23 protein-coding genes are annotated in these 23,749 nt (G+C 65.1%); 21 read left to right on the forward strand and 2 right to left on the reverse strand.

The genetic code is table 11. The features are described from left to right. Positions 1-42: 42 nt before the first annotated feature. Positions 43-471 carry a gamma-butyrobetaine hydroxylase family protein gene (locus ACI1V7_RS18525; RefSeq protein WP_404533240.1) on the forward strand — a complete coding sequence of 143 codons (429 nt, stop codon included), beginning with the start codon at positions 43-45 and terminating at the stop codon, positions 469-471. Between the two features lie 107 nt (positions 472-578). Here ACI1V7_RS18525 and ACI1V7_RS18530 read toward each other — a convergent pair whose 3' ends face one another. After that, positions 579-782 carry a cold-shock protein gene (locus ACI1V7_RS18530; protein WP_314544864.1) on the reverse strand — a complete coding sequence of 68 codons (204 nt, stop codon included), beginning with the start codon at positions 780-782 and terminating at the stop codon, positions 579-581. Between the two features lie 283 nt (positions 783-1,065). Here ACI1V7_RS18530 and ubiE point away from each other — a divergent pair, with 283 nt between their 5' ends. From ubiE to ACI1V7_RS18630, 20 genes are all read left to right on the forward strand, one after another. Then, positions 1,066-1,800: a bifunctional demethylmenaquinone methyltransferase/2-methoxy-6-polyprenyl-1,4-benzoquinol methylase UbiE gene (ubiE, locus tag ACI1V7_RS18535; RefSeq protein ID WP_404533241.1), complete on the forward strand. Its 735-nt coding sequence runs from the start codon at positions 1,066-1,068 to the stop codon at positions 1,798-1,800. A gap of 10 nt (positions 1,801-1,810) precedes the next feature. Then, positions 1,811-2,803, forward strand: a complete 993-nt coding sequence (locus tag ACI1V7_RS18540; protein ID WP_404533242.1) for a Tim44 domain-containing protein — start codon at positions 1,811-1,813, stop codon at positions 2,801-2,803. Positions 2,804-2,933: 130 nt separating this feature from the next. Next, positions 2,934-3,623: a ubiquinone biosynthesis accessory factor UbiJ gene (locus tag ACI1V7_RS18545; protein ID WP_404533243.1), complete on the forward strand. Its 690-nt coding sequence runs from the start codon at positions 2,934-2,936 to the stop codon at positions 3,621-3,623. Then, positions 3,623-5,185 carry a ubiquinone biosynthesis regulatory protein kinase UbiB gene (gene ubiB / locus ACI1V7_RS18550; RefSeq protein WP_404533244.1) on the forward strand — a complete coding sequence of 521 codons (1,563 nt, stop codon included), beginning with the start codon at positions 3,623-3,625 and terminating at the stop codon, positions 5,183-5,185. The genes ACI1V7_RS18545 and ubiB overlap by 1 nt, the downstream gene beginning before the upstream one ends. After that, entirely contained in the window at positions 5,185-5,796 is a 612-nt protein-coding gene (locus tag ACI1V7_RS18555) for a methyltransferase domain-containing protein (RefSeq protein WP_404533245.1), read from the forward strand. Before ubiB ends, ACI1V7_RS18555 begins: the two co-directional genes overlap by 1 nt. Positions 5,797-6,236: 440 nt before the next feature. Further along, positions 6,237-6,554: an FmdB family zinc ribbon protein gene (locus tag ACI1V7_RS18560; protein WP_404533246.1), complete on the forward strand. Its 318-nt coding sequence runs from the start codon at positions 6,237-6,239 to the stop codon at positions 6,552-6,554. 45 nt (positions 6,555-6,599) lie between these two features. Then, positions 6,600-7,238: a DUF502 domain-containing protein gene (locus ACI1V7_RS18565; RefSeq protein ID WP_404533247.1), complete on the forward strand. Its 639-nt coding sequence runs from the start codon at positions 6,600-6,602 to the stop codon at positions 7,236-7,238. 80 nt (positions 7,239-7,318) lie between these two features. Further along, a complete protein-coding gene (gene aspS, locus ACI1V7_RS18570) occupies positions 7,319-9,115 on the forward strand; it encodes an aspartate--tRNA ligase (protein ID WP_404533435.1) in 1,797 nt (598 codons plus the stop codon). A gap of 132 nt (positions 9,116-9,247) precedes the next feature. Then, the gene (gene nudB / locus ACI1V7_RS18575) at positions 9,248-9,706 is read left to right on the forward strand and encodes a dihydroneopterin triphosphate diphosphatase (protein ID WP_404533248.1); all 459 of its coding nucleotides are present in this window, start codon (positions 9,248-9,250) and stop codon (positions 9,704-9,706) included. Then, the gene (locus ACI1V7_RS18580) at positions 9,703-10,983 is read left to right on the forward strand and encodes a lipoprotein-releasing ABC transporter permease subunit (RefSeq protein WP_404533249.1); all 1,281 of its coding nucleotides are present in this window, start codon (positions 9,703-9,705) and stop codon (positions 10,981-10,983) included. Before nudB ends, ACI1V7_RS18580 begins: the two co-directional genes overlap by 4 nt. A gap of 306 nt (positions 10,984-11,289) precedes the next feature. Further along, positions 11,290-11,478, forward strand: coding sequence for a hypothetical protein (locus ACI1V7_RS18585; protein WP_404533250.1), 189 nt, complete (start codon positions 11,290-11,292; stop codon positions 11,476-11,478). A gap of 98 nt (positions 11,479-11,576) precedes the next feature. After that, positions 11,577-12,392, forward strand: a complete 816-nt coding sequence (locus ACI1V7_RS18590; RefSeq protein WP_404533251.1) for an endonuclease/exonuclease/phosphatase family protein — start codon at positions 11,577-11,579, stop codon at positions 12,390-12,392. A gap of 2 nt (positions 12,393-12,394) precedes the next feature. Beyond that, positions 12,395-13,555: a cardiolipin synthase ClsB gene (gene clsB / locus ACI1V7_RS18595; protein WP_404533252.1), complete on the forward strand. Its 1,161-nt coding sequence runs from the start codon at positions 12,395-12,397 to the stop codon at positions 13,553-13,555. Positions 13,556-13,604: 49 nt separating this feature from the next. Beyond that, positions 13,605-14,024 carry an RNA-binding S4 domain-containing protein gene (locus ACI1V7_RS18600; RefSeq protein ID WP_404533253.1) on the forward strand — a complete coding sequence of 140 codons (420 nt, stop codon included), beginning with the start codon at positions 13,605-13,607 and terminating at the stop codon, positions 14,022-14,024. Between the two features lie 170 nt (positions 14,025-14,194). Continuing rightward, on the forward strand, positions 14,195-14,824 hold the full coding sequence (locus tag ACI1V7_RS18605; RefSeq protein WP_404533436.1) for a TetR/AcrR family transcriptional regulator: 630 nt from the start codon (positions 14,195-14,197) through the stop codon (positions 14,822-14,824). A 31-nt stretch (positions 14,825-14,855) separates the two neighbouring features. Beyond that, on the forward strand, positions 14,856-16,646 hold the full coding sequence (locus ACI1V7_RS18610) for an acyl-CoA dehydrogenase C-terminal domain-containing protein (RefSeq protein ID WP_404533254.1): 1,791 nt from the start codon (positions 14,856-14,858) through the stop codon (positions 16,644-16,646). Between the two features lie 147 nt (positions 16,647-16,793). Then, positions 16,794-19,190 carry a 3-hydroxyacyl-CoA dehydrogenase/enoyl-CoA hydratase family protein gene (locus tag ACI1V7_RS18615; RefSeq protein ID WP_404533255.1) on the forward strand — a complete coding sequence of 799 codons (2,397 nt, stop codon included), beginning with the start codon at positions 16,794-16,796 and terminating at the stop codon, positions 19,188-19,190. A 28-nt stretch (positions 19,191-19,218) separates the two neighbouring features. After that, complete coding sequence (locus tag ACI1V7_RS18620) at positions 19,219-20,415, forward strand: acetyl-CoA C-acyltransferase (protein WP_404533256.1); 1,197 nt, start codon at positions 19,219-19,221, stop codon at positions 20,413-20,415. A gap of 165 nt (positions 20,416-20,580) precedes the next feature. Beyond that, positions 20,581-21,354 carry an enoyl-CoA hydratase gene (locus ACI1V7_RS18625; protein ID WP_404533257.1) on the forward strand — a complete coding sequence of 258 codons (774 nt, stop codon included), beginning with the start codon at positions 20,581-20,583 and terminating at the stop codon, positions 21,352-21,354. Between the two features lie 117 nt (positions 21,355-21,471). After that, positions 21,472-23,007, forward strand: coding sequence for a CYTH and CHAD domain-containing protein (locus ACI1V7_RS18630; RefSeq protein WP_404533258.1), 1,536 nt, complete (start codon positions 21,472-21,474; stop codon positions 23,005-23,007). A gap of 64 nt (positions 23,008-23,071) precedes the next feature. On the opposite strand, the gene ACI1V7_RS18635 is transcribed toward ACI1V7_RS18630, so the two are convergent. Further along, positions 23,072-23,653: an O-methyltransferase gene (locus ACI1V7_RS18635; protein WP_404533259.1), complete on the reverse strand. Its 582-nt coding sequence runs from the start codon at positions 23,651-23,653 to the stop codon at positions 23,072-23,074. Between the last annotated feature and the right edge of the window lie 96 nt (positions 23,654-23,749).

The raw sequence follows: 23,749 nt of genomic DNA on the forward strand, positions 1-23,749 counted from the left end.
TCGCAGGGGCGACGTTTCTCAGGTTATCAGGACCTCATCACCATGCCCATCCCCACCGAATTCACCGTCCACCAGAAATCCCGCACCGTCGACATCGCCTTCGACGACGGCGCCGCCTTCGTGCTGCCGATCGAACTGCTGCGCGTCTACTCTCCCTCGGCCGAAGTGCAGGGCCATGGCCCCGGCCAGGAAGTCCTGCAGCTGGGCAAGCGCAACGTCGTCATCGACGCCGTCGAGCCAGTCGGCAACTATGGCATCAAGCCGATCTTCAGCGACGGCCACGAGTCCGGCATCTTTACCTGGGAATACCTGTACCGCCTCGGCAGCCAGCAGGATCGCCTGTGGGGTGACTACATGGACCGCCTGCACGCCGCCGGCTTCAAGGACGACACCGGCCGCGACCCGATCCCGGAACTGCCCGGCATGAAGAAGGGTGGCGGTTGTGGCAGCGGCAGCTGCGGTTGCCATTGACGCGATCCGCGACATACCAATAAAAAAAGCGCCGTAGAAACCTGCGGCGCTTTTTTTATGGGAACCGGTCTGGCTAACCGGTCAGGGCAAGGCCCTGGAAGAAGGGATTACTGCGGCTGGATGTTGGCAGCCTGCTTGCCCTTCGGACCTGCGGTGACTTCGAAGCTCACGCGCTGGTTTTCGGCCAGCGACTTGAAGCCGGCGGCGTTGATTGCCGAAAAGTGTGCGAACAGATCGTCGCCACCATCATCGGGTTTGATGAAGCCGAAGCCTTTTGCGTCGTTGAACCATTTTACGGTGCCAGTCGCCATGTTTCTCTCTCTCAAGGATTTTCACAATAAAACGCTTTTTCTGTAGCGCACGGTCTGGTTGCCGCGCGTCGAACTCTACTCAAGCGAAAATCATTATAGGCAGAGTCCGAGAAAAAGTGATGCAGAATTTGCAATCGTGCGCAGATATCTTTGGGGCTGTCGCGTGATGCATACTCAGCAATAAAAACGGCTGCGTCGCGGATACTTGATACACGGTAAGACAGGTTTAAGCCTGGCCCATCCCTGGCTTGTATAATGCGGCAAGACTTTACGGCTTGCTACTATGACCAATACCACCCATTTCGGCTACAAGACCGTCTCCGAGGACGAGAAGGTCCACGAAGTCGCCAAGGTTTTCCATTCCGTCGCCTCGAAGTATGACGTGATGAACGACCTGATGTCCGGCGGCCTGCATCGCCTCTGGAAGACCTTCACCATCGCCCAGGCGGGCGTGCGTCCCGGTTTCAAGGTGCTCGACATCGCCGGCGGCACGGGCGACCTGTCCAAGGCATTCGCCAAGCAGGCGGGGCCGAGCGGGGAGGTCTGGCTGACCGATATCAACGAGTCGATGCTGCGCGTGGGTCGCGACCGTCTATTGAATAAAGGTCTAGTGACCCCCACCTTGTTGTGTGATGCGGAAAAGCTGCCGTTCCCGGACAATTACTTCGATCGTGTGAGCGTGGCCTTTGGCCTGCGCAACATGACGCACAAGGACCAGGCGCTGGCGGAAATGCGCCGGGTGCTCAAGCCGGGTGGCAAGCTGCTCGTGCTGGAGTTCTCGAAAGTGGCGGCGCCGCTGCAGAAGCCGTACGACGTGTATTCGTTCTCGGTGCTGCCGTGGCTGGGCCAGCGCATCGCCAACGACGCGGAAAGCTATCGCTACCTGGCCGAGTCGATCCGCATGCATCCCGACCAGGAAACGCTGAAGTCGATGATGGAAGGCGCGGGACTGGAGCGGGTCCAGTATTACAACCTGACGGCAGGTGTGGCCGCTTTACACACCGGTATCAAACTCTAAGGTGATGACCATGAAAAAGTTCTTGGCCAGCATGATGATCGCGGTGACCGCATTCTCGATGGTCGCCGAAGCCTTCGCCCGCCCGGTCGGCGGCGGCCGTTCGTTCGGCCGCCAGTCGCAGTCCGTGCGCCAGATGCGCGCGCCGGCTCCGGCGCCCGCCCCCGCGCCCGCTTACCAGCAGCCTGCCCAGCGTCCGGCCGTCCAGCCGGCCCCGGGCGCGCGTCCGCCGGTACAGCAACCGCGTCCGAGCATGTGGAAGAACGTGCTGGGCGGCGCGCTGCTGGGCCTGGGCCTGGGCGCACTGTTCTCGCACCTGGGCATCGGCGGCGCCATGGCGAGCGTGCTGTCCTCGATCCTGATGATCGTGCTGCTGGCGCTGGCCGTGATGTTCATCGTGCGCATGTTCCGCCGCAAGGACACGCCGGCCAACAATACCTACCCGGGTAATTTCAGCCAGCCGATGCCGGCCAATGCCAGCGCCACGCCGGAAATCGGCTCGGGCTTGAATGGGACGAATGCGCAGCCGTCGTCGTACTCGGGCGGCTACAACCAGCCTGGCTACCCGATGGGTGGCACCCAGGCCGGCCTGTCGCTGGACAAGAATACCGCCCAGCACCAGCAATGGGGCGTGCCGGCCGATTTCGACGCCGAGTCCTTCCTGCGCCATGCGAAGGCATCGTTCATCCGCATGCAGGCGGCCTGGGACCGTGCCGACCTGAACGACCTGCGCGAATTCACGTCGCCGGAAGTGTTCGCCGAGCTGCAGCTGCAGATCCAGGAACGCGGCGGCCAGCCCGACTTCACGGAAGTCGTGTCGATCGACGCCCAGCTGCTGGGCATCGAGACCACCGAGCGCGACTACCTGGCGAGCGTGCAGTTCAACGGCATGATCCGCAATGCGCCGAACGGCAATGCCGAGCCGTACGTCGAGGTGTGGAACCTGGCGAAGCCGCTCAATGGCAACGGCGGTTGGGTATTGGCGGGCATCCAGCAGATCGCGTAAAACATTTGCAGGAAAATAACTCGTGCTCCGGGGTTAGTGACCCGGCGAACTGGTAAGATCGACACCGCCCAGGCTGGGCGGACAAACCGCCCGCTCCGACGGGCGGTTTTTTTTGGCACATGACAACGTGATGGCACCGATTTCCTCTCTTGCGCTGCCCCGGGGCGGCTTGTCCGCGCCGGCCGTGGCGACGATCAATCACCTGCTGGCCCAGGAAGCCTGGGCGCGCGATGCCTTGAAACGCCATGCGGGCAAGACGGCCTGCATCGATACGGGCACCGTGGCCCTGCGCATGCGCGTGGCGCGCGACGGCATGCTGGAAACCGCCGAAGCCGCTGACCAGCCGGCCGTGACGATCCACGTCAAGCTGAGCGACCTGCCGCTGATCCTGCAGAACCGCGACCGCGCGTTTTCCTATGTGCGCATCGAGGGCGATGCCGAGTTCGCGAATACCATCTCGCAGCTGTCCAAGGGCTTGCGCTGGGATGCCGAGCACGACCTCGAACGCATCGTCGGCCCGATCGGTGCCGTGCGCCTGGTCGGCGGCGCGCAGCGGGCGGCGCAGGGAGCGGCCACCGCGGGCCGGCGCCTGGCCGAGAACGTGGCCGAATTCCTGCTGGAAGAGCGGCGCGTGCTGGTGCGTCCCGACGCCATCCACGACTTCGCCGACGGCATCAATCGCCTGCGCGACGACGTCGAACGCAGCGCCAAGCGCATCGCGAAGCTGGAGCAAAAGCTGGAGCAGAAGCTGGCGCAGCGCAGCGCCGCCTCCGCACCTCCCGCCGTGCCCGCACTACCGGAACCGAAATCGGAACACTGATGATCCTGAAATTCCTGCGCCTGCTTAAAATCCTCACGGTTGCCACCCGCTACGGCCTCGACGAAATCGCCATGTCGGGCTTGCACGTTCCGCGTACCGCCCGCCTGATCAACGGCTTCTTCTTCTGGCGCCGCATCACCTCGCCGCGCGCGATCCGCCTGCGCCTGGCGCTGGAAGAGCTGGGGCCGATCTTCGTGAAGTTCGGCCAGGTGCTGTCGACCCGTCCCGACCTGATGCCGCCCGATATCGTGGCCGAACTGTCGCTGCTGCAGGACCGCGTGCCGCCCTTCGATTCGGAACTGGCCGTGGCCCAGATCACGCGCTCCCTCGGCGCGCCGCCGGACCAGTTGTTCGAGCACTTCGAGCGCACGCCGGTGGCCTCCGCCTCGATCGCGCAAGTGCACTTCGCCAGGCTGAAGAACGGCAAGGAAGTCGCGATCAAGGTGCTGCGCCCGGGCATGAAAACCACGATCGACGAAGACCTGGCGCTGATGCAGATGGCCGCCGGCCTGATCGAGAAAGTCTGGCCGGACAGCCGCCGCCTGAAGCCGCGCGAAGTCGTGGCCGAATTCGACAAGTACCTGCACGACGAACTGGACCTGATGCGCGAGGCGGCCCAGGCCAGCCAGCTACGCCGCAACTTCGCCGGTTCCTCGCTGCTGATGGTGCCGGAAATGTATTGGGATTACTGCTCCAGCAGCGTGATCACGATGGAGCGCATGAAAGGCATCCCGATCTCGCAGACGGACCGCCTGGTGGCCGCCGGCGTCGACCTCAAGAAGCTGTCGAGCGACGGCGTGGAGATCTTCTTCACCCAGGTGTTCCGCGACGGTTTCTTCCACGCCGACATGCACCCCGGGAACATCCTCGTGTCCGTCGAGCCGGAGACCTTCGGGCGCTACATCGCGCTGGACTTCGGCATCGTCGGCACGCTGAACGACTTCGACAAGGATTACCTGTCGCAGAACTTCCTGGCCTTCTTCCGGCGCGACTACAAGCGCGTGGCCGAGGCCCACATCGAGTCCGGCTGGGCGCCGCGCGACACCCGCGTGGACGAGCTGGAAGCGGCCGTGCGCGCCACCTGCGAACCGATCTTCGACCGTCCGCTGAAGGACATCTCGTTCGGCCAGGTGCTGCTGCGCCTGTTCCAGACCTCGCGCCGCTTCAACGTCGAGGTGCAGCCGCAGCTGGTGCTGCTGCAGAAGACCATGCTGAACATCGAGGGCCTGGGCCGCCAGCTGGACCCGGACCTGGACCTGTGGAAGACGGCCAAGCCCTACCTGGAGCGCTGGATGGCCGAGCAGGTCGGCTGGCGCGGCCTGGTCGAACGCCTGCGCAACGAGGCGCCGCACTACGCCAAGGTCATCCCGCAACTGCCGCGCCTCGTGCACCAGGTGCTGGAGCACAAGGCGCATCCGTTCGCCGACCAGAGCGAGCTGATGGCCTCGCTGCTGATCGAGCAGCGCCGCACCAACCGCCTGCTGGTGTTCCTGTCCTGCGTGGCCGGCGCGGCCGCCGTGGTCGCCATCGGCCTGCACATCGCCGGCAGCGGCGTGCTCTGATGGCGGGCGCGCCGGTCCCGGATTTCGCCAGCCGCGACCCGCTGTCGCGGCAATTCTGGGACGAGCGCTTCGAGAAAGCCTTCACGCCGTGGGAGCGCAGCGGGCCGTCGCAGGCCTTGCGCCGCTTCGTGGCCGCTGCGCCCCGTCCACTGCGCACGCTGATCCCCGGTTGCGGTTCCGCCCGTGAACTGGTGCTGATGTGCGAGGCGGGCTGGGCGGCGACGGCGATCGATTTTTCCCCCGTCGCGGTGGCGCGCGCCAGGGCGCTGGCCGGGCCGTGGGCGGGACGCGTCCACGAAGCGGATTTCTTCGGCTGGGCCCCGCCGCAGCCCCTCGACCTCGTCTACGAACAAGCCTTCCTGTGCGCATTGCCGCGCGCGCGCCGGCCGGATGTGGCGCGCAGATGGGAAGCATTGCTGGCGCAGGGCGGCCTGCTGGCCGGCTACTTCTTCTTCGACGAGGTGGAGAAGGGGCCGCCGTTCGGGATCGGGCGGGAGGAACTGGATGCCTTGCTCGCGCCCGCGTTCGACTGCATCGCTGACGAGGCGGTCGAGGATTCGATTCCGGTGTTCGCGGGCAAGGAACGCTGGATGGTCTGGCGCCGCCGCTGACCCGTCGCCCCTGCGAAGGCAGGGGCCTAATTGATGCAAGCGTCGTCGCTATGCATGAAAAACTGGGTCCCTGCCTGCGCAGGGACGACGGGGGTGCAGAAAAAAAGAAAGGCCCGCAATGCGGGCCCGATTTGAAGTCGTTCTTTTATGGCTTCGCGGCGCCGGCAAGCCGGTCGCGCAAACTTCTGTTTCTTGCAAACGCCCGGGCGGACAAGCCGCACGAGAACGCTGCTGAGGGATGCTATTTAAACAGCTTAGTTGAAGTTGGGCAAACGAAACACATCCATCATGGGCAAGAAAAACAACACTGTTGCCAAATTGCAGCACTTCGCGCGGAGTTGCAATCACGTCCATCCAGCCATCGACAGCCCACGAGGGGCAAAATCCTCCGCAAAAGCTTTATAATTCAGGGTTTTGATGATTTTTGCGGAGTACCCAGAATGCCGATTTACGCTTACCGCTGCGATGAATGCGGTTTTGCCAAGGATGTACTGCAAAAGATTTCCGACCCGGTCCTGACCGTCTGCCCCTCGTGCGGCAAGTCGTCGTTCAAGAAGCAGGTCACCGCGGCCGGCTTCCAACTGAAGGGCACCGGCTGGTACGTGACGGACTTCCGCGGCGGCCAGGCCCCGGCGACCGGCACGGCGCCATCGGCCGGCGCGGCCGCGCCCGCGGGCGACGCCGCGGCGTCGAGCACGCCGTCCGCGCCCGCTGCCCCGGCAGCGGCGGCGCCGTCGAAGGACGGCGGCAGTACCTGATATCCACGCGCCGGCCGCGATGCCGGCGCATTGACGACCACATCGATGCGTAAATATTTCATCACCGGCCTGCTGGTCCTGGTTCCCCTGGCGATCACCCTGTGGGTGCTGAACCTCGTCATCGGCACCCTGGACCAGTCGCTGCTGCTGGTGCCGGACGGGTGGCAGCCGCGCACGCACATCCCGGGCCTGGGCGCCGTCATCACGCTGGCGATCGTGTTCCTGACGGGCCTGCTGACCAACAACCTGGTCGGCAAGTGGATCGTGCGCATGTGGGAACGCCTGCTGCACCGCATCCCGGTCGTCAATTCGATCTACGGCAGCGTCAAGCAGGTGTCGGACACGCTGTTCTCGTCCTCGGGCAATGCGTTCCGCAAGGCCGTGCTGATCCCGTACCCGCACGAGAACTCGTACACGATCGCCTTCCTCACCGGCGTGCCGGGCGGCGACGTCAAGAACCACCTGGTGGGCGACTACGTCAGCGTGTACGTGCCGACCACCCCCAACCCGACCTCCGGCTTCTTCCTGATGATGGAACGCAGCCGTGTCGTCGAGCTGGACATGAGCGTCGATGCGGCGCTGAAGTACATCGTGTCGATGGGCGTGGTGACGCCCGCAGCTAATCCGGCCGATGCGCCGGCCGAAGCGCAGGCGCGCATCGCCGGCGCGACCGAACAAGCATAAAGAAGGCAGCAAACAATCAAGGCCTGCCGACGAGCAGGGCACCGAATCAACCAACCAGGATCCAAAAAATTATGTCCTCGATGCGTACCAACTACTGCGGCCTCGTGACCGAAGAGCTGCTGGGCCAAACCGTCAGCCTGTGCGGCTGGGTGCACCGCCGCCGCGACCATGGCGGCGTGATCTTCATCGACCTGCGCGACCGCGAAGGCCTCGTGCAGGTGGTCTGCCATCCGGATAACGCCGAGGTCTTCAAGGCCGCCGAGCACGTGCGCAACGAGTACTGCCTGCGCGTCACCGGCACCGTCGTGAACCGCCTGGAAGGCACCGCCAACGCCAACCTGAAGTCGGGCAAGATCGAGATCAACACCACGCAACTGGAAGTGCTGAACGCTTCCGTGCCGGTGCCGTTCCAGCTGGACGACGACAACCTGTCCGAAACCACCCGCCTGACGCACCGCGTGCTCGACCTGCGCCGCCAGCAGATGCAGCACAACCTGCGCCTGCGCTACAAGGTGTCGATGGAAGTGCGCAAGTACCTGGACAACCTGGGCTTCATCGACATCGAGACCCCGATGCTGACCAAGTCGACGCCGGAAGGCGCACGCGACTACCTGGTGCCGTCGCGCGTCAACCCGGGCAACTTCTTCGCGCTGCCGCAGTCGCCGCAGCTGTTCAAGCAGCTGCTGATGGTCGCCAACTTCGACCGCTACTACCAGATCACCAAGTGCTTCCGCGATGAAGACCTGCGCGCCGACCGCCAGCCGGAATTCACCCAGATCGACTGCGAGACCTCGTTCCTGACCGAGCAGGAAATCCGCGACCTGTTCGAAGACATGATGCGCACCGTCTTCAAGAACGCCGCCGGCGTCGACCTGCCGAACCCGTTCCCGGTCATGGACTTCGCCACCGCGATGGGCCTGTACGGTTCGGACAAGCCGGACATGCGCGTCAAGCTGCAGTTCACCGAACTGACCGAGCTGATGAAGACCGTCGAATTCAAGGTCTTCAACAGCGCCGCCAACCTGCCGAACGGCCGCGTGGTCGGCATGCGCGTGCCGCAGGGCGGTTCGATGGCCCGTTCGGAAATCGACGCCTACACCCAGTTCGTCGCCATCTACGGCGCCAAGGGCCTCGCCTACATCAAGGTCAACGAGAAGGCCAAGGGCCGCGACGGCCTGCAATCGCCGATCGTCAAGAACATCTCGGACGAGGTGCTGGCCAAGGTGCTGGAACTGACGGGCGCCGAAGACGGCGACCTGATCTTCTTCGGTGCCGACAAGGCCAAGGTCGTCAACGACGCCATCGGCGCGCTGCGCGTGAAGATCGGCCACTCGGAATTCGGCAAGAAGGCCGGCCTGTTCGAAGACCGCTGGGCACCGCTGTGGGTCATCGACTTCCCGATGTTCGAGTACGACGAAGAGGGCGACCGCTGGAACGCGACCCACCACCCGTTCACCGCACCGAAGGACGGCCACGAAGACATGCTCGAGACGAACCCGGGCGCCTGCGTCGCCAAGGCCTACGACATGGTCCTGAACGGCTGGGAACTGGGCGGCGGCTCGATCCGTATCCACCGCGAGGAAGTCCAGAGCAAGGTGTTCCGCGCGCTGAAGATCGATGCGGAAGAAGCGCAGCTGAAGTTCGGCTTCCTGCTCGACGCCCTGCAGTACGGCGCGCCGCCGCACGGCGGCCTGGCGTTCGGCCTGGACCGCCTGATCACACTGATGACGGGCTCCGAGTCGATCCGCGACGTGATCGCCTTCCCGAAGACCCAGCGCGCGCAGGACCTGCTGACCAACGCGCCGTCGGAAGTCGACGAGAAGCAGCTGCGCGAACTGCACATCCGCCTGCGCAACGAGCAGCCGAAGGTCGCGTAAGCATTCGTTCGGTGGGCACATGGTGCCCACCCTACAACGGCAACGTAGGGTGGGCATCACATGCCCACCATGTCGTTTCCCGCCCCGCCTTGCGCGGGGCGTTGTTTTTGTGGGGTACGCTACAATGACGGCATGCCCCACAAGATCCCCGAATCCGTCCTCGTCCTCATCCACACCGCCGACCTGGACGTCCTCCTGATCGAACGCGCCGACCGTCCCGGCTTCTGGCAATCCGTCACGGGTTCGCTGGACGCGCCCGACGAGCCGCTGATGGAGGCCGCGCGCCGCGAGCTGTTCGAGGAAACGGGCATCGTCGCGGACGGCGAACGGATCGTGCTGCGGGACTGGCACCTGTCCAACGTCTACGAAATCTACGCCACCTGGCGCCACCGCTACGCACCCGGCGTCACCCACAATACCGAGCACGTGTTCTCCGTGTGCGTGCCGCGCGATATCCCCATCGTGCTGGCGCCGCGCGAGCACGTCCACCATGCCTGGCTGCCGCTGCTCGAAGCGGCCGACCGCTGCTTCTCGTCCTCGAACGCCGAGGCGATCCTGCAGCTGCCCAGGCACATCCCGGAGAACCAGTGAGCCTCATCCACAAGCTGCCCTACGAATGGATCATCGGCCTGCGCTACACCCGCGCCGGCAAGCGCAGCAGCCGCAACAGCTTCATTTCCTTCATCTCGCTGATTTCCGTCGCCGGCATCTCGCTGGGCGTGGCGGCGCTGATCGTCGTGCTGTCCGTGATGAACGGCTTCCAGACCGAGGTGACCAACCGCATGCTGTCGGTGCTGGCGCACGTGGAGGTCTTCGATGCGCGCGGCGGCATGCCGAACTGGCGCGAGCAGGCCGAGGCCGCGCGCCGCAACCCGCAGGTGCAGGCGGCCGCGCCCTTCGTCGAGACCCAGGGCATGCTGGTGCGCGACGACGAGATGAAGCCGGCCGTGATCCGCGGCGTGCTGCCGGAGGCGGAGGCGCACGTATCGGACGTGGCCAAGCAGATCAAGCAGGGCAGCTTCGCGGCCTTGACGCCGGGCTCGTCGAACATCGTGCTGGGCAGCGCGCTGGCCAAGTCGCTGGGCCTGGGCGTCGGCGACACCCTGACGCTGCTGACGGCGGCGCCGGCGACGCCCGGCCAGGGAGGAAGCGTCGCCGGTATGCTGCCGCGCCCGCGCGCCTTCACGGTGGCCGGCATCTTCGAGGCGGGGCACCAGCAATTCGATTCGGGCCTGGCCTTCGTGAACCTGGAAGACGGCGAGGCGCTGATCGGCCTGGCGGCGCCGTCCGGCCTGCGCCTGCGCCTGGCCGACCTGTACCAGGCGCCGGAAGTGGCGCGCCAGCTCAAGCAGAGCATGGGTGGCGACCTGTACCTGCGCGACTGGTCGCAGGTGAACGCGATCTGGTTCGCCGCCGTGCAGTCGCAGAAGAGGATGATGTTCGTGATCCTGGCGATGATCATCGCCGTCGCCGCGTTCAACCTCGTCTCGACCCTCGTCATGACGGTGCGCGACAAGCAGGCCGAAGTGGCGATCCTGCGCACGCTGGGCGCGTCGCCCCGCTCGATCATGCAGATCTTCATGGTGCAGGGCACGCTGGTCGGCCTATTGGGCACGCTGATCGGCGTGTCGCTGGGCGTGGCCGTGGCGCTGAACGTGCACGTCATCGTCCCGTTCATCGAGCGCCTGTTCGGCGTGCACTTCCTCGACAAGGACATCTATTTCATCAGCGAGATCCCGTCGCAGCTGCTGTGGAGCGACGTCGGCCAGATCGGCGGCGTGGCCGTGCTGCTGGCCTTCGTCGCCACGCTCTATCCGAGCTGGGCGGCGGCGCGCGTGCAGCCGGCGGAAGCGCTGCGCTACGAATAAGCTCGCACTTCCCGACGCGCTGCAGGGCGGCGCGTCGGGCGCAATAACCCCCCGCAACGACCTTCCTGACGTTTCCGCGTGGAATAAATATAAAAAAACGAGCGTTTTATTTATTTCGCAAAAGAAATCTGCGCTGCCACATTCCCGGCACTATCTTGTCTTTCCAGAATTAAATTCAGCAGAATTTAATGAACACAATACATTTCCTTGTTTGACATGCATAAATGATTTGATTAAGGTCAATAGTTCGCCATGAGCGAATTTTCGTTTTGCAATGTCCAACTACAAGACAGGGAGAAACCAAAGATGAGCGAACGCGCGCAGAAAGACAATGTCAAGAACGTGGGTGTCGACGACGATTACCTGTGCATCGAACTGCTGAGCGGCTTGCGACTGATGGGGCCGCTACGTACGAACCCCGTCTACCGCGATCCCGTCGTCCCGCCCGACAGCCGCCAGCCGAAGAACGATTTCGTGCCGGCCATGGCTACCTGATTTTCCGCACCTTCCACCCCGGCCGCCGGGCCGGGGAGCCGCCGCACGATTGCCCGACGTGCCGCAAGAACGTCGACTGATGGGGTTACAATGTCCCCATGAAAATCCGTGTTGCGACCTACAACATTCATAAGGGTGTTTCATCCTTGCGCAGTACGCCGCGCGTCCTGGCGCTGAAAAAGGCCATCGGCGCCTTCGGCGCGGACGTCGTGTTCCTGCAGGAAGTGCAGGGGCGGCACGACCGCTACCAGGCGCGTTATGGCGAGAAGGTGCGCAGTCCGCATCACCACTGGCCGGAAAAATCCCAGCACGAATTCTTTGCCGGCGAAAACCTGCATGCCGCCTATGGCATGAACGCGGTCTATGACCACGGCCACCACGGCAATGCGCTGCTGTCCAGCTTCCCCATCGGGAACCAGCATAACCACGACGTGTCTGACCATGCGTACGAACAGCGCGGCATCCTGCACTGCGTGCTCGAGACCGAGGCCGGCAATGTCCATTGCTACGTCGTGCACCTGGGCCTGTTCGAAGGCAGCCGCCGGCGCCAGACCGATGCCCTGATCAATGCGGTCAACGAGTCGGCGCCGAATGGCGAACCGGTCATCATCGCCGGCGACTTCAACGACTGGCGCAATACGCTGAGCGATTGCCTGCGCCTGAACCTGGGCGTGGTCGAGGTGTTCGATGAATTGAGCAAGACCTCGCGCCTGGGCGAGATGGTGCGGTCCATGGCGGGACGCGAGCGCCGTCTGGTGCCGGCACGCACGTTCCCGGCCGCGCTGCCGTGGTTCCGGCTCGACCGGATCTATGTGCGCGGCTTCAAGGTCGAGCATGCCGAAGTGCTGCACGGTCCCCAGTGGGCGCGCTTGTCGGACCACGCACCCATCGTGGCCAACCTCCAACTCAAATAGCGATGCGTTCCGTTACCTATGTAGCGAACAACGACGTCACCCTCCTCGAAAGCGGCAGCAGTTATTTTCCCGCGCTGCTGGCCGCCATCGATGCCGCCGGCATTGAAATCCTCTACGAAACCTATATCTATGCCGAGGACGAACAGGCCAGGGCCGTCACCGACGCGCTGGTGCGTGCCGCCAAGCGTGGCGTGAAGGTGCGCGTGCTGGCCGACTGGTTCGGCACGGGCAACCGCATCGCGCGCGCGCTGGGCGAGGAGTTCGCGCAGGCCTGCGTGCACTACCGCATGTTCAACCCCTGGTTCCGGCGCGGCACGGCGCGCAGCCACCGCAAGATCGCCGTGATCGACCGCGAGACGGCGTTCGTGGGCGGCATCAATACCAACGACGACCACCTGCACGACTACGCGCCGCACGCGCCGCTGCCGGCGCCGCGCTGGGATTTCGCGGTACGCGTGCGCGGACCGCTGGTGGAAGAGATCCTGCGCGAATCGCAGGGCCAGTGGCTGCGCGCCGGGCACCTGCCGATCGTCGGCCGCATCAACCTGTTCCGCGAACTGCGCAAGCAGCCGCCGACGCAGGGCGATCGGCCGATGCGCGCGGGCTTCGTCGTGCGCGACAATTTGCGTAATCGCCGCACGATCCAGCGCGCCTACCTGCAGGCGATCGGACAGGCGAAACGGCGCGTGCTGATGGCCACGCCGTATTTCGCGCCGGGACGCAAGTTCCGCGAGGCGCTGTGCCGCGCGGCCCGGCGCGGGGTCGACGTCCAGCTCCTGATCGGGGTCGGGGAGTTCCGCATGCAGGATGCGGTGGCGTCCTCGTTCTACCCGCAGCTGCTGGCGGCGGGTGTGCACATCGTCGAGTACCGCAAGACCCAGCTGCACGCCAAGGTCGCGGTGGTCGACGACGACTGGGCCACGGTCGGGTCGAGCAATTGCGACGCCCTGTCGCTGTTCGTCAACCAGGAAGCCAACGTAGTCGTGCGCGACGCGGGCTTCGCCGCTACCCTCGCGGGGCGGATCGAGCGGGGCATCGCGGACGGCGTGACGGTGTGCATGGACGACCTGCGCAAACTGGGATGGGTGCGCCGCTACGGCCACGAAATGGCCTATCTTCTTTATAAAATGACGATGCGCGTGTTCGCCATCGGCTATGCATGAGCAGAAATGATGCCGTCATCGAGGCGGTGTACACAGAACGAACAACGGTATGAGCAACAGCATGAACAACCGCGAGCAACAGGATAACGGCAGCGTACGCATCGACAAATGGCTGTGGGCGGCGCGCTTCTTCAAGACGCGCTCGCTGGCGGCGGAAGCCGTCGACCGCGGCCGGGTCAGGATCGGCGGCGAACCCGTGAAACCTGCCCGTTCGGTAAAGGTGCGCGACAAGATTTTCATCGATAATGGTTCCACCCGCTGGGAAGTGGTGGTGCTGGACGTATCCGACAAGCGCGGTCCGGCCCCGGTGGCGCAGGCGCTGTACCGCGAAACGGAGGACAGCCTCGTCAAGCGCGCCAACGACCAGGAGGCGCGCCGCCTGTTCCCCGAGCCGGGCAGCACCATCAAGGGTCGCCCGACCAAGCGCGACCGCCGCGCCATCGGCCGCGTCGGCGGCGACGACTTCTGACGCCTGGGCCGTCTTCCGGGGCGGCCCACGGCATTGCGCCAAAGTACTAGAACGGCGCCTCTAAACTTCCCGTTTGACATTTCAAGGCTGGTAGATAATAGTACGAGCGTTCGGATTTTTTCGATTAACGTCAGAGGCGTACTATTAGCACTTCAGCCAAATCCATGAGCATGCGTAAAGGCGAGATGACCCGTGCGGCCATCCTCGATGTTGCGCTCGAGCTCGCCAGCCGCGACGGCCTGGAAGGCTTGACCATCGGCCTGCTGGCCGACCGCATGAACATGAGCAAATCGGGCGTCTTTGCCCATTTCGGTTCGCGCGAGGATTTGCAGATCGAAGTGCTGAGGCTGTACCACGGCCGCTTCGAGCAGGAAGTCTTTTTCCCCAGCATCAAGGAAGCACGCGGCCTGCCGCGCCTGGAAGCGATGTTCAATCGCTGGCTCAAGCGCGTCTCGGTCGAGATCGCGTCGGGCTGCATCTATATCAGCGGCGCCGTCGAATACGACGACCGTCCGGGCCCGATCCGCGATGCGCTGGTGGCCATGGTGCGCGCCTGGCAGGATGCGCTCGTGCGCGGCGCCCAGCAAGCCGTCGATTGCGGCGACCTGAAGGAAGGCACCGACGCCCAGCAGCTCGTCTACGAGATGTATGGCCTGGTGCTGGCCGTGCACCACGATGCCCGCTTCCTGCGCATTCCCGGCGCCGTCGACCGCGCGCACCGCGGTTTTGCACGCCTGATCGAGGATTACCGCAACCCCAATACCAAACGCAGCCAGCCGGAAGCATCCGCGCTCCAGTAAACACCAATATCTACACCGTCAGGAGAACACCATGGGTCAGTACGTCGCGCCACTTCGGGATATGCAGTTCGTTCTGCATGAATTCCTCAACGTCACCGAAGAGTACAAGAACCTCCCGCCGTATGCGGAGTTCGACGCCGACATCATCAACCAGGTGCTGGAAGAGGGCGCGAAGTTCACCCAGGAAGTGCTGTTCCCGCTGAACCACAGCGGCGACCGCGAAGGCTGCCACTACGACGCCGCCGGTAAAACCGTCACCACGCCGAAGGGCTTCAAGGAAGCGTACAAGCAGTACGTCGACGGCGGCTGGCCGGCGCTGGCCTGCGATCCGGAATATGGCGGCCAGGGCCTGCCCGTCTCGCTGAACAACTCCTTCTACGAGATGCTGAACTCGTCGAACCAGGCATGGTCGATGTACCCGGGCCTGTCGCACGGTGCCTACGAGTGCCTGAAGGAGCACGGCACCGACGAGCAGAAGAAGTTCTACCTGCCGAAACTGGTCTCGGGCGAATGGACCGGCACCATGTGCCTGACCGAAGCGCACTGCGGCACCGACCTGGGCCTGCTGCGCTCGAAGGCCGAACCGCAGGCCGACGGCACCTATAAGATCACCGGCTCGAAGATCTTCATCTCGGCGGGCGAACACGACATGGCCGAGAACATCGTCCACCTGGTGCTGGCACGTCTGCCGGACGCGCCGGAAGGCTCGAAGGGCATCTCGCTGTTCCTGGTGCCGAAGTTCCTGCCGAACGCCGACGGTTCCATCGGCGAGCGCAACCCGATCTTCTGCGGCGCCATCGAAGAAAAGATGGGCATCCACGGCAACGCCACCTGCCAGATGAACCTGGACGGCGCCGTCGGCACCCTGATCGGCCAGCCGCACAAGGGCCTGCAGGCGATGTTCGTGTTCATGAACGCGGCCCGCCTGGGCGTGGGCATGCAGTCGCTGGGCCTGACCGAAGTCGCCTACCAGAACGCGCTGACCTATGCGAAGGACCGCATCCAGATGCGCAGCCTGTCGGGCCCGAAGGCACCGGACAAGCCGGCCGACCCGATCATCGTGCACCCGGACGTGCGGCGCATGCTGTTGACCGCCAAGGCCTATGCCGAAGGCGCGCGCGCGCTGACCTCCTACGTGGCGCTGCAGATCGACCGCGAACTGAACCACCCGGACGAGGAAGTGCGCAAGGAAGCCGCCGGCGAAGTGGCGCTCCTGACCCCGATCGTCAAGGCCTTCATCACCGACAACGGCTGGATCGCGACCTCGGAAGCGCTGCAGGTGTACGGCGGCCACGGCTACATCAGCGAGTGGGGCATGGAGCAGTACGTGCGCGACGCCCGCATCAACATGATCTACGAAGGCACGAACACCGTGCAGTCGCTGGACCTGCTGGGCCGTAAGATCCTGATGGACAACGGCGCCAAGCTGCGCGCCTTCGGCGAGAAGATCAAATCCTTCGTGGAAGAGAACGGCCTGGACGAGAACCTGTCCGAGTTCGTGACCCCGCTGGGCGAGCTGGGCGAGAAGGTCACCAAGCTGACGATGGAAATCGGCATGAAGGCCTTCCAGAACCAGGACGAAGTCGGCGCCGCCGCCGTGCCTTACCTGCGCGTGGCCGGCCACCTGGTGTTCTCCTACTTCTTCGCGCAGATGGCCAAGATCGCGCTGGAGAAGAAGGATTCGGGCGACAAGTTCTACGAGTCGAAGCTGGCCACGGCGCGCTTCTACTTCGCCCGCCTGTATCCGGAAACCGCCATGCTGATCCGCCAGGCGCGGTCGGGTGCTGCGAACCTGCTGGCGCTGGACGCGGACCTGTTCTAAGCACGACCATCACGTACCAACGCGTACACCTGCTTCATTGACCCGTCGTCCCTGCGAAGGCAGGGACCCAATTTCAGCGCAGAGAAAGCGCATGCAACCTTGGGCCCCTGCCTTCGCAGGGGCGACGATAACTAAGGATTACGAGAGATGACCAATTTCATCGTCAAGAAAGTCGCCGTGCTGGGCGCCGGCGTGATGGGCGCGCAGATCGCCGCGCACTGCGTCAATGCCAAGGTGCCGGTCGTGCTGTTCGACCTGCCGGCAAAAGAAGGCAACAAGAACGGCATCGTCCTGAAGGCCATCGAGAACCTCAAGAAGCTGTCGCCGGCCCCGCTGGGCAATAAGGACGACGCCGCGCTGATCGAAGTCGCCAACTACGAAGACAACCTCGACGTGCTGGCCGGCTGCGACCTGATCATCGAAGCCATCGCCGAGCGCATGGACTGGAAGCATGACCTGTACAAGAAGGTCGCGCCGCACATCGGCCCGAACGCCATCTTCGCCTCGAACACCTCGGGCCTGTCGATCGAGAAGCTGGCCGAAGGCTTCGACGCCGAACTGAAGTCGCGCTTCTGCGGCGTGCACTTCTTCAACCCGCCGCGCTACATGCACCTGGTCGAACTGATCCCGACCGCCGCCACCCGTCCGGAGATCCTGGACCAGCTGGAAACCTTCCTGACCTCGACGCTGGGCAAGGGCGTCGTGCGCGCCAAGGACACCCCGAACTTCATCGCCAACCGCGTCGGCATCTTCGGCATGCTGGCGACCATCGTCGAAGCCGAGAAGTTCGGCCTGTCGGTAGACGTCGTCGACGACCTCACCGGCGCCAAGCTGGGCCGCGCCAAGTCGGGCACCTTCCGTACCGCGGACGTGGTCGGCCTGGACACGATGGGCCACGTGATCAAGACCATGCAGGACAACCTGAAGGACGATCCGTTCTTCAGCGTTTATAAAACCCCGGACGTGCTGGCCAAGCTGATCGAGAAGGGCGCGCTGGGCCAGAAGACGGGCGCCGGTTTCTACAAGAAGGTCGGCAAGGACATCCTGCGCCTGGACTTCGCCAGCGGCGAGTATGTCCCGGGCGGCGCCAAGGCGGCCGACATCGTGGGCCGTATCCTGAAAGAGAAGGACCCGGTCAAGAAATTCAAGGCGATGCGCGAATCGTCGAACCCGCAGGCGCAGTTCCTGTGGGCGATCTTCCGCGACGCCTTCCACTACATCGCCTTCCACCTCGACACCATCGCCGACAATGCGCGCGACGTCGACTTCGCGATGCGCTGGGGCTTCGGCTGGAGCGTCGGTCCGTTCGAGACCTGGCAAGCGGCCGGCTGGACGCAGATCGCCCAGTGGGTCAAGGAAGACATCGACGCCGGCAAGGCACTGAGCAATGCACCGCTGCCGGACTGGGTCTTCAACGGCGCTGTCGCCGAGAAGGGCGTGCACACGCCGGAAGGTTCGTACTCGGTGTCGAAGAACGCCTACGTGCCGCTGTCCGACCTGCCGGTGTACCAGCGCCAGCAATTCCGCGCCCCGGTCGTGGGCATGAAAGGCGCGGATCCGAAGACCGCCGGCACCACCGTGTTCGAGGACGACTCGGTGCGCCTGTGGCACTCGGACGACGAGGTGCTGGTCATCTCGCTCAAGACCAAGATGCACGTGATCGGCGATGGCGTCATCAAGGGCATCCAGCGCGGCCTGGCGGAAGCGGCCAAGGGCTATAAAGGCCTGGTGATCTGGAATACCGATGCGGCCGAAGGCGGCGCGTTCTCGGCCGGCGCCGACCTGCAATCGGCCCTGCCGGCCTTCATGGCGGGCGGCGCCAAGGCGATGGACCCGATCGTGAAGGAACTGCAGGACACCTTCATGGCCATGAAGTACTCGAACATCCCCGTCGTGGCGGCCGTGGCCGGCCTGGCGCTGGGCGGCGGCTGCGAGATGGCGCTGCACGCGTCGAAACGCGTGGCATCGATCGAGTCCTACATCGGCCTGGTCGAAGTGGGCGTGGGCCTGGTCCCGGCCGGCGGCGGCCTGAAGGAAGCGGCGCTGCGCGCGGCCAATGAAGCCAAGGGCAACGACATCCTGCAATTCCTGAAGACCGGCTTCATGAACGCCGCCACCGCGCAAGTGTCGAAGTCGGCGCTGGAAGCGAAGGCCATGGGCTACCTGAAGGAAGACGACGTCATCGTGTTCAACCCGTACGAGCTGCTGCACGTCGCCAAGGTCACGGCACGCGCCATGTTCGACGCCGGCTACCGCGCGCCGGCACGCCGTGCGATCCCCGTCACCGGCCGCTACGGCTGGGGCACGATCCGCGGCCAGATGGTCAATATGCGCGACGGCGGCTTCATCTCGGCGTATGACTACCAGCTGGGCGACACCATCGCCGAAATCGTCACCGGCGGCGACGTCGACCAGGGCAGCGTCGTGTCGGAGCAGTGGCTGCTCGACATGGAACGCAAGGCCTTCGTCTCGCTGCTGAACAATCCGAAGACCCAGGAACGGATCATGGGCATGATGCAGACCGGCAAACCGGTCCGTAACTGATCGCGTCGCGGACAACAAGGACACTGACATGAGCAAACAACTTCAAGACGCATACATCGTCGCAGCGACCCGCACCCCGATCGGCAAGGCGCCGCGCGGCGTGTTCAACAAGACCCGTCCGGACGACCTCCTGATCGCCGCGATCCAGGGCGCGATGAAACAGGTGCCGAACCTGGACCCGAAACTGGTCGTCGATGCCATCATCGGCTGCTCGTTCCCGGAAGCGGAGCAGGGCTTCAACATCGCGCGCCAGGCCGTCGTCATGGCCGGCCTGCCGAACACCGTCGGCGGCGTGACCATCAACCGTTACTGCGCCTCGGGCATCACCGCCCTGGCGATGGCCGCGGACCGCATCCGCGTCGGTGAAGCCGACGTGATGATCGCCGGTGGCGTCGAATCGATGTCGATGGTGCCGATGATGGGCCACCACCCGTCGATCAATATGCGCGTGTTCGAGGACGAGAACGTCGGCCTCGCCTACGGCATGGGCCTGACCGCCGAGAAGGTCGCCGCGCAGTGGAAGGTGAGCCGCGAAGACCAGGACGCGTTCGGCCTGGAATCGCACCGCCGCGCCATCGCCGCCCAGCAGGCCGGCTACTTCAAGGACGAGATCACCCCGGTCGAAGCCGTGACCCGCACGCCGAACCTGGCGACGGGCGAAGTCGACGTCAAGCGCCGCCTCGTCGAGCACGACGAAGGCCCGCGCGCCGACGCCAGCCTGGAAGCGATGGCCAAGCTGAAGCCGGTGTTCGCCGCCAAGGGCAGCGTGACGGCCGCGACCTCGTCGCAGATGTCGGACGGCGCCGGCGCGCTGCTGGTCGTCAGCGAGAAGATCCTGAAGGAACACAACCTGACCCCGCTGGCCAAGTTCTCGTCGTTCGCCGTGCGCGGCGTGCCGCCGGAAATCATGGGCATCGGTCCGAAGTTCGCGATTCCCGCGGCGCTGGCCGCCGCCGGCATCAGCCAGGACCAGCTGGACTGGATCGAGCTGAACGAAGCCTTCGCCGCCCAGGCGCTGGCCGTGATCCGCGACCTGGACCTGGACACCAGCAAGGTCAACCCGATGGGCGGCGCGATCGCCCTGGGCCACCCGCTGGGCGCCACCGGCGCCATCCGCGCCGCGACCGTCGTGCACGCCCTGCGCCGCAACAACCTGAAGTACGGCATGGTGACCATGTGCGTCGGCGCCGGCATGGGTGCCGCAGGTATCATCGAGCGCGTGTAAACGTCGCATAGCACACCGTGCAAAAAGGGCGCTGTGGGAATACCACCAGCGCCCTTTTTTACGCCAACATCAAAACGTCGTTCCCGCGCAGGCGGGAACCCAAGCTGAGCGTGCCAACAGCGCGCTGCAAGCAAGACGCCATACGAACGACAACGGAGACCCCAGATGGACATCCTCACCACCACCTCCAACGGCATCCTCACCATCGAATTCAACCGCCCCGAGCGCAAGAACGCCATCACCGGCGCCATGTACACGACCATGGCCGACGCCCTGCGCGTCGCCGAGAGCGACAATACCGTGCGCGCCATCCTCATCGTCGGCAAGCCCGAGATCTTCACGGCCGGTAACGACCTGGACGACTTCCTCAACAACGTGGGCGAGGGCGCGATGACGGAAGACCGCCCCGTGTTCCAGTTCATGCGCGCGCTGGAAGGCAGCACCAAGCCCGTCGTCGCGGCCGTCGCCGGCCTGGCCGTCGGCATCGGCACCACGCTGCTGATGCACTGCGACCTCGTCTATGCGGCGGACAACGCGAAATTCTCGATGCCCTTCACCCAGCTGGGCCTGTGCCCCGAGTTCGCCTCGTCGCTGCTCGTGACGCAAGCGGCCGGCTATACCCGCGCCGCCGAAAAGCTGATGCTGGGCGAGGCGTTCTCCGCCCAGGAAGCGTTCGAGATGGGCATCGTGGCGAAAGTCCTGCCGGCCGCCGACCTGCTGGCGTTCGCGCAGGGCCAGGCCGCCAAGCTGGTCAAGCTGCCGGCCGCATCGATCCGCACGACCAAGATGCTGATGAAGCGCTCGCGCGCGGCGCTGGTGGCGGACACGATCAAGGCGGAAAACGAGCGCTTCAGCGCCATGCTGACGGGCGCCGAAGCGAAGGAGGCGTTCACGGCCTTCTTCGAGAAGCGCAAGCCGGACTTCAGCAAGTTCGATTGAGTGGCGGTTTCCATTCTGCCCCAGGACATATGGTCGACACATGCCGCGGTTACCCTTGCGTACGCCGAGCGCCGTAAAGATGCGCTAGAGTGAGCCGATGTAGCCAAAGGAGCAAGAATGGAAGCCGAAATCAAGCTGGCGCTCGACGCCGCCAGCATCACGAAGATCAAGAAGAACCCAATACTGCGGCCGACGCCGGAATCCGAGCCGAAGGACGAGCAGCACGTCGACCGCTATTACGACAGCGCCGACGGCGACCTGTGGAAGCACGGCTTCGCCCTGCGTGTGCGCAGCATCGGCGAGCGCCACGTGCAGACCCTGAAAGGCGGCGGCAGCGCGCTGGCCGGCCTGCACCGCCGTACCGAGCTGGAAGCCGAGGTCGCGTCCGACACGCCGGACCTGGACCTGTTTGCCAGGCAGTTGAAACAGGCCGTGCCCGAGCTGGCGCGCCATGGCGGCCTGCAGCTGGCGCAGGAGCCGGTGTTCGTCAACAACACGAAGCGCAGTAGCTGGATGCTGGCGCTGGAGGGCGGCGCCCAGGTGGAGGTTGCGCTGGACGTGGGCGAGCTGCAGCGCGGCGACAAGAGCGTGCCCGTGCGCGAGCTGGAACTGGAGATCAAGGAAGGCGACCCCGCACGCCTGTTCCAGCTGGCGCAGCAGGTGCACGAGCACACGCCGGTGCGCATCGAGAACGTCAGCAAGGCCGAACGCGGCTACGCGCTGGCGCACGAGGACAAGCCGCAGGCCGTCAAGGCGACGCCCGTGACGCTCAAGCGCAAGGCCACGCTGGGCGAGGCGCTGGGTGCGATCATGCTGAATTGCCTGCAGCAGATGCAGGCCAACGAGCGCCTCGTCGCGACGGGCGACGTCGAGGGCCTGCACCAGATGCGTGTCGGCCTGCGCCGCCTGCGTGCCGCGCTGGCGATGGTGCGCGACCTGATCCACCTGCCGGAGCAGCTGGCGGCCGACATCGAATGGCTGGCCGGGGAGCTGGGCGAGGCCCGCAACTGGGACGTGTTCATCGAATCCGTGCTGCCCGCCTTGCCGCTGACGGAAACGCACAAGCCGGCGCTGGCGCGCGTGGAAGTGGCGGCGCGCGAGGAAGCGCAGCGCCACCACGCCAAGGTGCGCTCGGCCGTCGGCAGCGCGCGCTATACGGGCCTGATGCTGGGCCTGGGCGGCTGGATCGCGGGCAAGGGCTGGCAGCAGGCCGGCCTGCCGCAGGACGGCGGCCTGCCGCCCGATCCGCTGGCGCAGCAGGTGCGCCGGGCGGCGCCGCGGCTGGTGCAGCACGCGTCCGCGCGCGTGCGCAAGCGCGCCCGCACCTTCGACCTGACGCAGCCGGAAAACCTGCACAAGGTCCGCATCGCGGCCAAGAAGGAACGCTATGCGCGCGAATTCTTCGCCGCGCTGGGCCACGGCAAGCACGGCGCGCGCCGCCACGACCTGCTGACCGGCATGCAGGACGAGCTGGGCGAGATCAACGATGCCTTCGTGGCGCAGGACCTGGTCGGTCAGCTGCGCGAACGGGTGCCGCAGGAAGAGGGGCTGCTGGGCTTCATCGAGGGCGTGCTGGCGATGCGTGCGCTGGATGCGCTGCCGCGGGCGCGCAAGCATGTCAGGAACCGCTTGCGCGACAAGGCGCGGTTCTGATCCGTCGCCCGAGCGCGGTTTCGTAGGGTGGGCACATGGTGCCCACCCTACCGGTAATGCGTCGTCAGTTCTTCACCGCCAAAAACTCGCCTTTCCCCACCGGCACCAGGCTGGTCGTGAACCCGGCCCGCCGCACGGCCGCGACAAACCCTTCCATTTCCGGCGCATGCGAGGTCGCGTTGTCGACCACCAGCAGGCCACCGGTGCGCAGCACGCGCTGCAGGTCCGGCCACCAGCCGATGTAGCTGCTGCGCTGCGAATCGAGGAACACCAGGTCGAATTCGCTGTCCTCCATGCCGCGCAGCACGGTGCCGGCATCGCCGCCGAGCTGGGTGATGCGGTCGGCCAGGCCGGCGCGCTCGAAATTGACGCGCGCCATGTCGATCTTCGCTTGCGCCATCTCCACCGTCGTGACGGCGCCGCCGATGCTCGCCGCGGCATCGGCCAGCCACAGCGTCGAATAGCCGTTCGAGGTGCCCAGTTCGAGGATGCGGCGCGCCCCCGTGGCCTTGACCAGCACGGCCAGGAATTCGCCCGTGTCGGGCGTGATGTTGAGCATGCGCGTGGCGCGGTTGGCGCCGTCGGCGTCGTGGGCGTCGCCGAATGCCGCCAGGTCGGCGAGCAGGGTTTTCAGGTCCGGGTCCATCGTGTCTCCTCGGTTGCGGGAAGACCATGCTGCCACAGTGCGCGCCAGGCTGCAAAGGACGATCCCCGCACGCGGTCAGCCCTGGTGCGGGGATCT

It is taken from the genome of Massilia paldalensis (assembly GCF_044901715.1).
GTDB classification, from domain to species: Bacteria; Pseudomonadota; Gammaproteobacteria; order Burkholderiales; family Burkholderiaceae_D; genus Telluria; species Telluria paldalensis.